Below are 13,658 nucleotides of genomic sequence, written 5' to 3' on the forward strand. Positions count from 1 at the left end.
TTTCGCGCTTAGGACTTAGGATTTGCTTCATCTGCATATGCCCCGTTTATTCTTTTCGATGAACTCTACCAGGTGGCGTATCTCTTTCGTATCCGGCAGATCGGCCTTTATCTTCTTCAGCGCCTCGGTCAGCGTCCGCTTTTCGCGGAAGAGGATTTTGTAGGCCTTCTTGAGCAGGTTGACGGTCTCATCGGAGAATCCATGCCTCTTCAGTCCGATGCTGTTGAGTCCGTACAATTTAGCCCGTGCCCCCGACGCCATGGTGTAGGGGGGGATATCCTGCCCTATGCCGCTGAAGCCGCCTACCATTGCATAGGAGCCGATGCGCGTATGCTGGTGGATCGCCACAACCCCCCCGATGAAAGCAAAGTCCTCGACCATGACATGGCCCGCGAGCGTGGCGGCATTAGCCAGGGCGTTCGACGAGCCGATCTTGCAGTCGTGGGCGACGTGGACGTACGCCATGAGAAAATTGGCGTCTCCGATCTCGGTGAACCCGTTGCCCCCGACAGAGCCCCGATGGATGGAGACATATTCCCTGATGATGTTCCGCTTGCCGATGCGCAGGCCGGTCTTTTCGTTCTTGTACTTGAGATCCTGCGGAGCGAGGCCGATTGTGGCAAAGGGATGGATGATGCAGTCCTCCCCGATCTCGGTGCTGCCCTCGACGACAACGTGCGCCTGCAGCTTCGCTCCCTTCTTAATAACGGCGTCCTCGCCGATGATGCAGTAAGGCCCGATCGAAACATTGTCGGCAATCTCGGCTTTCGGGCTCACCACCGCTGTCTTATGTATCTCTTTCGGCATCTCTCCTCCTAGAGCTCTTTATCGGAGACCATTGCCGTAAACTCAGCCTCGGACATCAGCTTGTCTCCTGCAAAGGCATTGCCCGAGAATTTCCAGACCGCCCCTCTCTTATGGATTACGCTGATCTCGAAGCGCAGCTGATCCCCGGGAGAAACGATCTTCCGGAACTTCACCCGCTCGATGCTCATGAAATAGACGGTCTTTCCGTGGACGCCCGACTTGAACGCCAGTATGCCCGCGACCTGCGCCATCGCCTCGACGATGAGCACGCCGGGCATCACCGGGTTGCCGGGAAAGTGGCCCTGGAAAAAGGGCTCGTTGATAGTGACGTTCTTTATCCCGATAGCCCGCACGTTCGGCTCCAGTTCCGTAACTTTGTCAACCAGCAGAAAGGGATAGCGATGGGGCAGTATGGACATGATTTCCTTAACGTCGATCATTGCTCCTCCGGGGTGCTGAGAGTCTGTAACCGCTTCTCTAGTTCTTCGATCTTCTTCTTGAGCTCAGGGAGCCTGGCAAATACCGCGCTCGCCTTGAGCCATTCACGGTGCGGCATGATCGGGCTCCCGGAATAAACACCCTGCTTCACCTGGCCGAGAACGCCGGACTGGGCTCCGATCATGGCGCCGGCCTCGATGCGGGTATGGTCGGCAACGCCTGCCTGCCCCCCCAGCACGACGCCGTCGCCGATCTCCGAGCTGCCGGCGACCCCTACCTGAGCTACTACTATAACATTTCTGCCGACCTGCACATTGTGGCCTATCTGGACGAGGTTGTCTATTTTCGTGCCTTTCTTGACGACCGTGGCCCCCGTCGTTGCGCGATCTATGGCGGTATTAGCGCCGATCTCCACATCGTCCTCGATAATGACGGCGCCGACCTGGGGTATCTTATAGTGGCTGCCGGCGTCGTAGACATAGCCGAACCCGTCGGAGCCGATAACCGCACCGGCATGGATGATAGTCCTGTTGCCGATGCTCGTCCCCTCGCGTATCGTCACGTTCGGGTAGATGAGACAGTCCTCGCCAATGGTGCAGCCCTCGCCGATAAAGACCCCTGGGTAGACGATGCTCCGCGCCCCGATGCGCACCCCCGGAGCGATAAAGGCGAAGTCGTAGATCGAAACGTCCTGCCCGATGACCGCGTCGTCCGCAACAGAAGCGTTACTGCTGATCCCCCGGGGAGAATGCGGTTTCACATAGAAGCGGGCGAGGAGTTTTGCAAAGGCGAGCTGGGGATTCCCGGTGCGCACCTGCGGCTTCGCGAGGCTGTCGTCAAACTCTTTCACGAGCACCGCCGCAGCGCTGCTCTCCCGCGCGGCAGGTACCATCTTGGGTCCGGCGATAAAGGTGATATCACCTTCCCGGGCAGTGGTGATCCCTGCAACACCAGTGATAGGGGTGTCTCCGTCTCCCCGCACTTCACCGCCGACGAGGGCGGCTATGTCCCGCAGTTTCATGTGCAAGATTCCTCTGCGATTCCGGCCTCTACGACGCCGGAAGGGATGTCAGGCAAAACAGCGAGGCTGCTACTTTTTCTTCTTGGGTTCGGGTTTCGGCTCAGCCTTCGCATCCGCCTTCGAGGCTGCCTTTGCCTCGTTATAGCGCTTGATCACGAGATCGGTGATATCCAGGGATTTTTCGGCGAAGAGGAGCGACTGGCTCGGCATGATGACGGAATACTTCTCTTCCTGCCCGATCTTCTCGATTACTCCCATGATCTCTTTATATACCGATTCGGTGAGCTCTCTCCGCTTCTTCTCGAGCTCCTGGTTGACGTCGGTGAGCATTCTCTGGAAGTCGCGCTCTGCCCTCTCGATCTCCTCGATCTTGGACTTCCGCGCCTCAGTCGACATGACGGCGCCCTGTTTCTCGATATCGCTCTTCATCTTCTCGATAGCCTTCCCCTTCTCGTTAATGGACGCCTGCCTCGACGCCATATAGTCCTTGAGGGTAGAGACCGCCTTTTTGCCCTCCTCCGAGTCGTTCGCCGCCTTATCTATATCAACATACCCTATCTTCACCTCGGCCTCCGCAGCACCGACCACTCCTGCCACTCCTGCCACTCCTGATAGTGCGACGAAAAATCCTACGACCATTACCGCCAGAATTCTCTTCATTTCGTTCCTCCACGTTTGATTCCTACCGGATAGGAAGAGGGCAGCGGCCCCTTGCGCAGGCGTGGAGTCCGGCTCCAGCCACCGGCAGACGCTGTCCGCCCCCCTGTAAGTACTCTGTTAAAAGAATGACCCGAAGGTAAACTCCACCTTGCTCTCCGATTCACCCGGTCTCTTGTCCAGGTTGTATCCCCACTCGATCCTGATGGGACCCATGGGGGATATCCATCTGATACCGAAGCCGGTGGTGTATCTCAGGTCGCTGCCCAGTGTTTCTCCCTTATCGTAGGCCCGTCCCGCATCGAAGAAGACGAGGCCTTTGAACTTGTACTCCGAAACGATGGGGAATATGTACTCAGCGTTGAATATCAGCTGCTTCTCGCCGCCGATCGGCTCACCGTTGATATCGAGGGGGCCTCCCTCTCCGTAACCGAGGCCGCGTATCGTATAGATGCCTCCTACATAGAACCGCTCGTACAAGGGAATCTTCTTATTGAAAAGGCCCGTCAGGTAGCCGATACTCCCCCTCAGGTGTACGGTCGTTACATCGAATACCGGGAAGTACCAGCTCGAATCATAGACTCCCTTGATAAAGGCATTATCCCCGCCCAGTCCCGCAAAGGTGAAGCGAGCGGAATTCCTCGATCCCCTCGTAGGATCGAGGTAATTATCCCGCGTGTCGCGCGCAACAGAGAATCCGACGCTGCTCGTGAGGCGCTCCCCCTGTTGGTCCTTCACTATCAGGGATGCGGTCTCTTTAATGTTGAATATTTCGACGTTCTCGAAATTATATGCTACTGATGCGCCCCAGTATTCCCAGAAGCTTTTGCCGAGCGATACCTCGAAGCCCGTTGCCTTGCGGTCGAAGTTGCCGTATTCCCGCTCGGTCTTATAGATGCTGGCGCCGAACGAGAGCGGTTTATCCAGGAACCAGGGGTCCCTGAACGAAAGCTCATAGAACGAGCTCCGGCCTCCAAGCTCGCCGCGGAGCTTTATATACTGGCCTTTGCCGAAGAGGTTGCCCTGGGTAACGTCGACCATGGCGACGAACTTGTCCACCGAGCTGTAGCCGCCGCCGACACTCAGGAAGCCCGTGGGCTTCTCTTTTACCGTCACATCGAGATCGACCAGTTTTTCTTCCGGCTTCGGCTTCGGCGCGATGTCAACGGTCTCGAAGTACTGGAGGTTGTTCAGCCGCTCATAGCTCCTCTTCAGCGCCGAGGCATTGAAGGTGTCCCCCTCGTCGAGCCTGACCTCTCTCCGGATGACCTTGTCCCTCGTCTTGGTGTTGCCGGAGATCTCGACCCTGCCCACACGGTATTTTTCGCCCTCGCTGATGCGGTAAACGACCTTCGCCTCCTTTTTCTGCTCATCGGGAACGAGGTCGGGGAAGATAGAGACGAGGGCATAGCCGTTGTTCGCATATTGGTCGGTAAGCGCCGACACATCCTTGGTCAGGACCGACTTGCTGAAGACCGTGCCCGGCGTCAGCTTTATCAGGGGGCGCAGCGTCGCCTCGGGGAATACTTTGTTGCCGGCGATCTCGACCGAAGAGACCTTGAACTGCTCGCCTTCCGCGATCGGGATGGTAATGGTCATGCCCCGCTTGTCATCCGTAAGCTGGAGCCTCGGCTCGCCGACCGCCACTTTGATGTACCCGTTATCGTAGTAGAGGTCTTTTATACGGTCGATATCTGCCCGCATGACATCCTTTTTATAGTAGCCGCTGCCGGTGACGAACGAGAACAGCCACCGCTCCCGGGTCTTCATCGCCTTCTTGATCTTGCGCGAGGAGAGAGCTTTGTTCCCCTCGAGCTTGATCTGCTTTATTTTTACTTTCCGGCCTTCGTCAATCTGGTAGGTGACCGTGACCTCGCCCTCGTCGACCTTTTTCACCACCGGCACGACCCGCGCGAGATAATAGCCTTCGTCCTCGTAGAAGGCCCGCAGCTTCCCGGCATTGTCATTGATGAGCGTGACATCCGAAAGAGCGCCGGGCGACAGCGTTATCTTTTCCCTCAGCTTGTCGTTATCGAACTCCTCGTTTCCCTGGAAGTCCACTTTGATGATGGTGGGCTTTTCCTTGACGACATAGGTGACCTTTATCCCCCCCTCGAAGGGCTCGATGGTGACATTGACATCATCGAAATAGCCCATCCGGTAGATCGCCTTTATGTCCTCGGTGGTCTTCTCGTTCGAGAGCGGCTCCCCGACCTTCTGGGAGACCTTCCCCCTGACAGAGCCCTCTTCGATACGCTTGACCCCTTTGACCTCTACGGCGGTCACTATAGGCAGCTCTTCAGCAAAAGCGGTCCCGAGAAAAAGGGCGGCAGCTATTACAATGATACAAGAAATTGCTTTGCTTGTCTTCATGCTCAATTCATCTATTCGGTCGGGCCGACCGGCCCTTTCCGGCCCCTCTCTTCACTAAAGATGGCTCAAGCGTAACGCTTGCCGGGATTTCCAAGTGTGCAGAATACATATGTACTTTTACACTGCCGGTTAGTATACCACAATAGTAATCAAGAAAATCCACTCTGTCTGCGCAGACTTTCAGAGGGAAATATCCCGGCTCTTCATAAGGGCCCGGGGGGAAAAGGCGGGCAGTATGCCGGTGAACAGCTCTCGTCGGCCTTTTAGAGAACAGCGTTCGGGAGGCTTATCGAATCAATTATCAGCAAGAGCGAACTGAAAGAGCTTGATTGCCTTTACGCCGTCCGTGTCGGTTGCAGAGGCTTTAAAGGTATAGGCCCCTTTCTCTCTTTTCTGGGGCTTCCATACGATCCTTCCCGTTTCCTTTTCTATGGACATCCCTTCCAGAAGAGGCTCCTCGAGCGCAAAGGTGATCTTATCCCCATCCGGATCGCTCCCGACCAGCTGGAGCTCGATGCTCTCGTCCACCTTCTGTTTCGTCTCCTTCAATTCGAGCGAAGGGGGGGCGCTCTGGATGTAAAGATAGCCGCTCTCGCGTGCATGCCCGGCCTCCTCATCAGCATGCGGGACCACGCTTACATTGACTACGTCCCCCTTTTTAAAAAGGCCGGAGGGCAAGGTATTTCCTTGTGCCTCCTTGATAATCCTGCCGTTAACTTTCCACTGGTACGAATAGACAACAGCATTCATTTCGCCGGAGGCGGATGTCACTTCAGCTTTGATCTGGTCGGTAACGGTTGAGGACTGAGGAGTCAGCACAATCGATCCTATGGTCGGGCGCTTTCTCGTCTCCTCTCTCAAGGGCGTGACAGGCTCATTGATCAGCTGCAAGGGAGCTGCCTCCATTTTCGGACTGGCAACCCCCTTCTGCTCCACGGTTCCCTTACTGGTAAGGGAGTAAAAGAGCGCCGGGAGCACGAGAGCAACGATGATGAGCAGATATGCAGTATGCCTTTTCACTCTATCCTCCCCGTACCGTTACTCTCGGTCTGCTCTTTCAGCAAGGTGTCGTCACCTCTTAGCGTACTCTCCTGTCTTTCCAGTAGAGCATGTTGGCGCTCGGAGAGGGAAGAAAAGACAGCCCGGGAGGAATTATCGTGCCGCCGCTCAATCCGGCGCCGCCGCTGAGGGTGACATAGAGCGTCACCGTCTTGCCGTCAGGGCCTATGGTGACAACCGGCCCCGAGGCGATGCCTACACCGATACTGATGCTCCGGGCGCCGTTTGCCAGTGCGCCATCGCACGTTTCGTAATTTATGGCATAGAACTTCGATGTCCCCGCCTGGTCGCAGGCGCTCCCGCCCTCTGAAGGGATATAGGTGGTAAAGTACACGACACCGCCGAAAACGACAATATCGGACAATGCCTTTTCACGCCCCGTAAAGTTTATATACCATCCTTTTATGGTGCTGTTGCACTGGTTTTGTTCAGAAGTGACATTCTCGAAATCGTTCAGGCTGTAAACTTTAGTGCGGTCATTGTCTTTAGCTCCCATAACCTTCTCGTTGGTGCTCGCCGCAGTAGGGTCTGTCTTGTCGCCTGTCGACCAATAAACCCACAGGTTCCCGCTCCTGTCTCGTGCAACGGTGGGGGCGTTAAAGACAGGGCGAGCGCCCTCTCCTTGGCTTCCGGTCGCATTGAACAGCAAGCCACCGCTCCATGAGGAGGTGCTGCTGCAGGAAGCCATCTGGCTCGAGGTGCAGAATTTCAGCCGCCATATGTTGCCCCCGAGGTCGCCGATATAGGCGGTGTCTACATATCCGTCATTATCCGTATCGACAATGGCAGGAGGCGCGGGAACACTGTATTCCATCGACGAGTTGTCAGCCCGCGTATAGCTCCACAGTACACTTCCTGTTCTGAGATCTATCACGAAGAAGCCCTTGCCGCGCGTGTCGCACGAGCCTCCTCCGGCGCAGTTGGCGGCATTGTAGCCGCCGCCGATAAAGCCGACCCACCGCTCATTGCCGCCGTACTTTACCCTTCCGATAACCATCCGGCTCCACGGCTCGCCCAGGTAGGGGGCGTTTAAAGAGGTGGGAGCAATGCGCCACTTGTACTGGGGAGTAAGAGGTTCGGTGAAATCAAAGGTGTAATAGCCGCAGAAGTTGCTGTAGGTCGATGAGTACGTTGCGCTGAATCCCGAACTGCAGGAGGAAGAGGAGCTCCACAGTGTCGAGCCGCCGCCCCGGCCCTCTCCGAATACCGCTAATGTCCTCCAGTCTCCTTCAGCTTTGGTTCCTCCTGTCCCCGTGCCCAGCCACACGTCGGCAGCGGTTACCGGCCCGTCGATAAAGTATTGATGGAGGAGCCCCGTAGGATGAGCGGCATGGGTAATATTTTTTAATTTGGGCAGGAGATTGGGCGGAATAAAGCTCCAGACCTCGGCGCCGTCCAGTGTCCTGAATGCGTGGAACTGCCCGTCGTTGGCCCCTGCTATAACAACTCTTTTACCGTTGGCCGAAGTCCTCTCATGGTTGGCGCGGAACGCGGCAAAGGCATTGTTGCTGTCGAGCGCATCATTGAAGTATAAAGAGGGGGTGCCGATCGTTATCGGGTTGGAGCGGAATATGTCTCCCAGCTTCCAGTTGTCGGGGTTGCGGTCCGATTCTCCCCGTATATATCCGACGATGGCATCCCTCTCGGCAGTGGTCGCGACCCCTACGTCGGCAGCAGTGATATAATCAGCAGTAAAGGGGACGAGAGCCCCCGACTTATAGGTGACCATGTTCCTCGATGCCGCTGCTGTCGCTTGGAGCTTGGCTCCCGCGTCCCATACAAAGTTTCCGATAGAGCCGTCTGCATTGATGGCGTACTTTTTCAGGTGCCCGCGCCAGAACGGGTCGCTGTTCAAGGGAACGAACGAGGCCTCGTAGAGAAAGTTCTCGTCGGACACTCTTGACGACGAGACCGACGCGAGAGAAAAGGCATAATTAGCCTCCTTGATGATGTTGAACGCCTGCTTGAGCGCCGTGGCAAGGTCGTCGGCACTGGCTGCGAGGAATGCGTAGCCGGCGAGGGGGAGGCTGCCGGGGTCGTTGGAGGTCGCAAAGCAGTTGGGGCATACGCCGGAAGTCGAGGTCTCGCTGCAGCTGCTGACACTCGACGGATAGAGCGCATTGCCCTCTATGGTATAAGCGCCGGTGTTCCCCGAATTGGCGATAAGCGGGTTGTCGGTACCGCCGTAGTAGGCGGCCCAGTTGAGGGTGTTCTCCAGATAATTGGGCATGGCTGAGCCGAAGCCCACGACAAAAACCTTGTATCCGCTGTCGGCAAGAGCCTTCGCCTTTGCGACAGTCTCCCTCCTCCTCTTGTACTGGTCGCTTTGGGTCTCGCCGCCCGTACCACCGCAGGCATAGGTGTCAGCGCCATCTGTTATAAGGATGGCGAATTTTTTCCGGCAGAGGCCATCGGCATCGGCGTCCTGATGGTTTTTGAGATAGAGCATTGCTTCGTTGAGGGAGGATGCGAGCGGTGTGCCCCCGTTTGCATTCTCACAGTCGACCCTGCTGTTTATATAACTATACGAGGAGCCTATCCCCAATGCATTGGAGGTCGAGGAAGACTCACTGCACCCCGAGGTGTTCTTTCTTCCCAGCCGAATATTCCCTGTGGCGTAGTCGCCGCTTGTATCATTGCCGTCATGGAATCTCATGTATCCTATGCGTATCGACAAGCTCGATTCATCGCTGTTGTTGATGGCGCTGTCATCGTTGTCATCGAGAATATCGAAGATCGCCCTTTTTGCAATGGCGAGACGGCTGCACCTCGTGCTATGCCCATCACCCGAAGAGCTGAAAAAAGGCCCGCTGCAGGATGCGTTGCTCCATATGTCGTCCCCGCCTGCGGGATTCCAGTCCATGCTCCCCGACAGATCGAGAATGATGAGCGCATCGGGCTTTATCGTGGTGAAAAGCGCTGTCTCATCGGCATGCGCAAGGGGCAGTGCACAAAGTACGAGGAAAAGGACACATAGAAATGTATGCTTATCGAGGTTCATGATCAGCCTCCTTATTGGTAGGTAGTGCCGAAAGGAACAGGGCCGAACCCCATTCCGAGCTCTATCCGGACAGTGCTGTTATAGCGCGCATTCGTTCCGGTAACGACCGTGTCAAAGGTATCCTGCCCCATAGGAGGGGTTGGCCCCCCGGTCGACATGGTATACCCGGCCATGGGTATCCAGCCGGCCCCGCTGGCCACCGGGGCGCCGATAGTGTAGAGGGAGTCGGGATCGGTGGCAGGGTCGACCGGGACATTGGCGACCGCGGAAGAGCTGAAGGTCAGAGGCCCGAACCCCTGCAGCAGCATGCTGACGCCGGCTTCTGCCGCTGAAAACGCCTTTTTCTCGCCGGTAACCCTTGTGCTTATCCTTATGTCCCGTGTGGATACGGTGAACACGAGGACCCCGACAGCAGTAAGGATCAGGATCGCAAGGAGAGCGGCGATCATCGCAAAGCCTTTTTGATCATGCATTTTCGTTTCTCTCATACCTGCCTCGTCGCCTTATGGAGGACTGATCACATGATTTCTCGGTGTAACGCTGGTCGAGTAGATCATCCGTCTCCTCTGCCCGGTATTGGGGTCGATATCTTCGGTCTCGACAGCAAGCGTGATCTCGATCCGCCGTATGCTCGGAACATTCGCCGGCAGGGATGCAAAAGGGATCATGGCGCCGCTGCCGTCAAAGAACCTGAACACCGGAATGTCGGTTCCCTCGTCATACGCTCCATTGCCGTTGACATCGTTTCTGACCCTTACAACTCTCGGATTACCGGATGCAGCTGTATCGCCTAGAAAGGGTTGTGACCCGCCGCAACTCGTTGAGCGGGTAACGCGCTGGTTCGGAGCATCATAGGCATAGGTGATTACCTCACTGGGGTCATCGATCGCGCCGTCACCATTAGGCCCCGCTGCACTATCCGTAATATCCATACCGATGGTCACTACGTTTGCCATAGAGCTCCCCGGCACCGCCTGGATTCCTCTATTGGCGTTGACCGCTGACCCGCTGTTACACCCCGTTGTCCAGATGTTCGGGTTAAGCGTCGGATTGAACGATGCCATGCCCAGTTCTATCGCCATAAGCTCCAGGGCTGCCCGCACATCCTGCTGTGCAGCGACTTTCGATTCAATCACCATCGACGACCGCTGACCCGACTGGACCGCAACAAAGATGGCGCCCAAGAGCATGAGGCCGATAGTAATAGCGAACAGGACCTCTACAAGGGTGAAGCCTTTTGTTTTCAAACAGGCTCTTTCGAATTCGGCAGTCTCGTTCATTTCAGCAGCCTAGTTGTAATTGGGAGTTACTGAATTGTTAACACAGCCCCCAGGAAACCTGAAGGCCTCCTGTCTCGTGACTATTGTGCTCTCGGACACGGCCGGGCTCCCGGGCGGAGTCACCCTGATCGTCAATCTCCAGGTCAGGTTCGGCACGACCGGGACGATATTCGTCTGGACAATGTACTGGATATCGCCGGCCCCCGTGCTCACGGGACCGTTCGCAAAGGTTGTCTTGATGTTCGGGTTGGATTGCACGACATTGTTGCAGGGATTCATTATGAGCGCCGATTTGGCTTCGAGCTCTTCGTGCAGTATGCCTGCGGCCCTGCCCAGAAAATCGGACTTCCCCGACAGCCACCACCCCTGCGGCTGCATGGACATGAGCCCCATAACCCCGATCATGGTCAGGAGGAGCGCGATGAGCACTTCGATCATGCTCAGACCTCTATTATTGGAGATCGAATCGGACATAGGTCCTTCCCGTAATGTTGGTAGTGATTTCAGCCCAGGAGGGCCTGTTAGTTAAAATCAATCTGACCGTCCCAGGAGTTGCCGTTCCTCTCGTTTGAAAAGTGTACTGAGTTTCTGTAGTATTGGGAGCCCCGGCAATGGCAATATTCGTTCCGATGGCCGAAAAGTCCCGAACGGTCGGGGGCTCCCATCCGGCACAGGGAGACTGCGCAACCGCACCACACCGCTCGGTCGTGTAGTTATTGGGCACTACATTAATGGTCAGTCTGAACTGCCTGTTTTCAGCTATCGCTCTTTCCTTCAGCTCGAAGAAATCGGACTCGAGCGCTCGCGCAGCGGATTTGAGCTTCTTGTTCTCCGTAAAATTGTGAAACGCCGGCATGGCGATCGCCCCTGCAATTGCGGCGATAGCAACTGCTATAATGAGTTCTACTATCGAAAACCCTTCTTGTGTTCCGGCTCTCATCAGTATCTCCTCGCACTATTCAAGCAAATAGAATGCCAGCAGTCCATACTTAAAAATCCCTTTATATGTAAGTGCCCTCAGATCCTTGCTGGCGTACGCTCGGTAGTCGATTCCACAGTTATGGGCAGTGAAGTACATAAGGATTGATATTCGGCAGATTTTGCCACAAATGACAAAATAGCAAGGGGCGTTTATGCAACGCCCCTTGATCCCTAACACTAACTTCCTGTTAACAGATGCTATTAGAAGTTTGTATATACGCCTGTGCAAGAGTTGTATGATGCTGACCATGCTGCAGGGAGTTCAGCATGAGTGCCGGTTACGGTGAATCCAGCTGCACCCGTCGGGCACGCCACAAAGGCGAGCGCAAGGGTCACATTTCTTGATATATTCAAGCCACCAGTCACCGTGTTTCCTCCGCCGGTGATATCACATTGAGCAGGGCCAGGGCCGCATCCCGCAGGACCGGTAGGCATTGCTCCAAAATCAGCTTGAAAGCCCGCGATACCAGCTATTGCGTTCCTTACGTCTGTTCTCGTCGCATTTCTGAAAGCGCTTTCCCGGTACCTTGTAAACTGCGGGATCGCTATCGCTGCAAGGATGGCGATGATTGCGATGACGATCAGCAGCTCGACGAGGGTAAAGCCTCTCTCATCCCTTACCTTCATTGTGTTGATTGCCTTGAACATTGAAACCTCCTTTTCGCTTTCATCCGTCTTCGGCGGATGAATTCTGCTTCCTAGTAGTTCTTCCAAACGACATTTCTGTAAAAGCACGTTCCATGCCAGCGGAACGTGCTTCAGAAGGGAGCTGTTTTTTCAGTGATTTGATGAAGGGGTGCTTTTGAATCGTCCTCGCAATGACAATTTCCGGCAGGCAGGGATTGACAAAAATTGTCATCGTACATAGACTAGTGGCGCAATGTACCAGGCAACCTACTTCAATTACTACAGAACCGGGCGATTTATCTTTGCCCTGACCCTTCTCATCTCCTTCCAGCTGGCGGGGCTCCCCTATGCCAACCCGGTCCTGAGAAACGTTCTTATCATCTACAGCATTATTGCTTTGATCAGACTTATCATCCCCTCTAAGGGAGCCAATTATTTCGACCTCCTCTTCGATATCGTCTTCATCTCCTCTATGGTGTATATCAGCATCAGCACCTATTCGTACCTGACGCTCCTCTATCTCTTCCCCATCTTCTTTGCCTCGGTATTGATAAAGACGAAGAAAGTATTCATATTCCCTGTTGCCTCCGTAGTGCTCTACGGCCTGATTTATTTTATGAGCGGCATTTTTTTCGAACGGGAGAGCATTCTCAACATTTCACTGCACCTGCTCGCCTTCTCGCTAATCGCCCTGGCCGGAGATTACCTGAAGACAAGGATGGAGCGGCAGGAGGAGCATATCAGGCGGCTCGAAGAGGAGCGGATCAGGATGAAAGGATACGAGCGGCTCTTCCGGGTGAGTGCGGATCTCGCTCACGAGCTGAGGAATCCGCTCGCCTCTATTACCGCTGCGGTGCAGTTCTTGAGGGAGGGAAGGAATGACAAGGATTTCATCGAAATGCTGGGCGCGGAGGTAAAGCGCATAAATACTCTCGTGAATGACTTCCTCCTTTTTTCCCGTCCTGCGGATGCTTCGAAGGAGGAGGTAGAGCTCTCCGAAATGCTCCAGGCAGTGGTGAACCGCTGCGACAGCACTAAAAAGATAGTGCTCGATACGGTAGACAAGGCTGCCATAGTCGCAAATAGAAACTTCATCGAGATAGCTCTTAATAATATAATCAAGAATGCCATTGATGCAGCGAGGTCCGCGGTATGGGCCTCGATCGAAAAGGACCATCGCGGCATTGTCATTACTATAGAGGATGACGGGGCGGGAATAGAGGAGGAGATGAGAGATAAGATATTCGAGCCGTTCGTCACTACAAAGCCGAACGGCACCGGGCTGGGCCTCGCCATCGCCTACCGGATGATCACCGGCTTCGGCGGTGCGGTCATGGTAGATCGCTCCCCCCTGGGCGGAGCGAAGTTCATTATCACTTTTCCGGTCGAGCAATGAGAATGAATGAGGAGATCT

General features: G+C 55.2%; 13 protein-coding genes. 1 reads left to right on the top strand and 12 read right to left on the bottom strand.

Annotated features, from left to right (window positions below; translation table 11 throughout):
• Positions 1–27: 27 nt before the first annotated feature.
• From lpxA to AB1805_11465, 12 genes are all read right to left on the bottom strand, one after another.
• Positions 28–807: an acyl-ACP--UDP-N-acetylglucosamine O-acyltransferase gene (lpxA, locus tag AB1805_11410; protein ID MEW5746029.1), complete on the bottom strand. Its 780-nt coding sequence runs from the start codon at positions 805–807 to the stop codon at positions 28–30.
• Positions 808–815: 8 nt separating this feature from the next.
• Positions 816–1,247, bottom strand: a complete 432-nt coding sequence (gene fabZ / locus AB1805_11415) for a 3-hydroxyacyl-ACP dehydratase FabZ (protein ID MEW5746030.1) — start codon at positions 1,245–1,247, stop codon at positions 816–818.
• Positions 1,244–2,266, bottom strand: coding sequence for a UDP-3-O-(3-hydroxymyristoyl)glucosamine N-acyltransferase (lpxD, locus tag AB1805_11420; GenBank protein ID MEW5746031.1), 1,023 nt, complete (start codon positions 2,264–2,266; stop codon positions 1,244–1,246). The genes fabZ and lpxD overlap by 4 nt, the downstream gene beginning before the upstream one ends.
• Positions 2,267–2,335: 69 nt before the next feature.
• Positions 2,336–2,926 carry an OmpH family outer membrane protein gene (locus tag AB1805_11425; protein MEW5746032.1) on the bottom strand — a complete coding sequence of 197 codons (591 nt, stop codon included), beginning with the start codon at positions 2,924–2,926 and terminating at the stop codon, positions 2,336–2,338.
• Between the two features lie 117 nt (positions 2,927–3,043).
• Entirely contained in the window at positions 3,044–5,296 is a 2,253-nt protein-coding gene (bamA, locus tag AB1805_11430; protein ID MEW5746033.1) for an outer membrane protein assembly factor BamA, read from the bottom strand.
• Positions 5,297–5,590: 294 nt separating this feature from the next.
• Entirely contained in the window at positions 5,591–6,316 is a 726-nt protein-coding gene (locus tag AB1805_11435; GenBank protein MEW5746034.1) for an Ig domain-containing protein, read from the bottom strand.
• 58 nt (positions 6,317–6,374) lie between these two features.
• Complete coding sequence (locus AB1805_11440; GenBank protein ID MEW5746035.1) at positions 6,375–9,356, bottom strand: PilC/PilY family type IV pilus protein; 2,982 nt, start codon at positions 9,354–9,356, stop codon at positions 6,375–6,377.
• Positions 9,357–9,367: 11 nt separating this feature from the next.
• Positions 9,368–9,844 (bottom strand): hypothetical protein, encoded by a 477-nt coding sequence (locus AB1805_11445; GenBank protein ID MEW5746036.1) that lies wholly within the window; start codon positions 9,842–9,844, stop codon positions 9,368–9,370.
• 15 nt (positions 9,845–9,859) lie between these two features.
• Positions 9,860–10,603 carry a prepilin-type N-terminal cleavage/methylation domain-containing protein gene (locus AB1805_11450; GenBank protein MEW5746037.1) on the bottom strand — a complete coding sequence of 248 codons (744 nt, stop codon included), beginning with the start codon at positions 10,601–10,603 and terminating at the stop codon, positions 9,860–9,862.
• Between the two features lie 42 nt (positions 10,604–10,645).
• On the bottom strand, positions 10,646–11,110 hold the full coding sequence (locus AB1805_11455; protein ID MEW5746038.1) for a prepilin-type N-terminal cleavage/methylation domain-containing protein: 465 nt from the start codon (positions 11,108–11,110) through the stop codon (positions 10,646–10,648).
• Positions 11,088–11,576: a GspH/FimT family pseudopilin gene (locus AB1805_11460; protein ID MEW5746039.1), complete on the bottom strand. Its 489-nt coding sequence runs from the start codon at positions 11,574–11,576 to the stop codon at positions 11,088–11,090. The genes AB1805_11455 and AB1805_11460 overlap by 23 nt, the downstream gene beginning before the upstream one ends.
• 242 nt (positions 11,577–11,818) lie before the next feature.
• A complete protein-coding gene (locus AB1805_11465; GenBank protein ID MEW5746040.1) occupies positions 11,819–12,265 on the bottom strand; it encodes a prepilin-type N-terminal cleavage/methylation domain-containing protein in 447 nt (148 codons plus the stop codon).
• 232 nt (positions 12,266–12,497) lie between these two features.
• Between AB1805_11465 and AB1805_11470 the strand changes: the two genes are divergently transcribed.
• On the top strand, positions 12,498–13,640 hold the full coding sequence (locus AB1805_11470; protein ID MEW5746041.1) for a HAMP domain-containing sensor histidine kinase: 1,143 nt from the start codon (positions 12,498–12,500) through the stop codon (positions 13,638–13,640).
• Positions 13,641–13,658 lie beyond the last annotated feature (18 nt).

Source organism: Nitrospirota bacterium (assembly GCA_040752355.1).
Classification (GTDB): Bacteria; Nitrospirota; Thermodesulfovibrionia; order Thermodesulfovibrionales; family Dissulfurispiraceae; genus JBFMCP01.

Excerpts from the sequence above, each read along its gene's own strand:
- lpxD (MEW5746031.1), bottom strand. The coding sequence starts at position 2,266 with ATGAAACTGCGGGACATAGCCGCCCTCGTCGGCGGTGAAGTGCGGGGA.
- AB1805_11470 (MEW5746041.1), top strand. The coding sequence starts at position 12,498 with ATGTACCAGGCAACCTACTTCAATTACTACAGAACCGGGCGATTTATC.
- fabZ (MEW5746030.1), bottom strand. The coding sequence starts at position 1,247 with ATGATCGACGTTAAGGAAATCATGTCCATACTGCCCCATCGCTATCCC.
- AB1805_11425 (MEW5746032.1), bottom strand. The coding sequence starts at position 2,926 with ATGAAGAGAATTCTGGCGGTAATGGTCGTAGGATTTTTCGTCGCACTA.
- AB1805_11460 (MEW5746039.1), bottom strand. The coding sequence starts at position 11,576 with ATGAGAGCCGGAACACAAGAAGGGTTTTCGATAGTAGAACTCATTATA.
- lpxA (MEW5746029.1), bottom strand. The coding sequence starts at position 807 with ATGCCGAAAGAGATACATAAGACAGCGGTGGTGAGCCCGAAAGCCGAG.
- AB1805_11465 (MEW5746040.1), bottom strand. The coding sequence starts at position 12,265 with ATGTTCAAGGCAATCAACACAATGAAGGTAAGGGATGAGAGAGGCTTT.
- AB1805_11455 (MEW5746038.1), bottom strand. The coding sequence starts at position 11,110 with ATGTCCGATTCGATCTCCAATAATAGAGGTCTGAGCATGATCGAAGTG.
- AB1805_11445 (MEW5746036.1), bottom strand. The coding sequence starts at position 9,844 with ATGAGAGAAACGAAAATGCATGATCAAAAAGGCTTTGCGATGATCGCC.
- bamA (MEW5746033.1), bottom strand. The coding sequence starts at position 5,296 with ATGAAGACAAGCAAAGCAATTTCTTGTATCATTGTAATAGCTGCCGCC.
- AB1805_11440 (MEW5746035.1), bottom strand. The coding sequence starts at position 9,356 with ATGAACCTCGATAAGCATACATTTCTATGTGTCCTTTTCCTCGTACTT.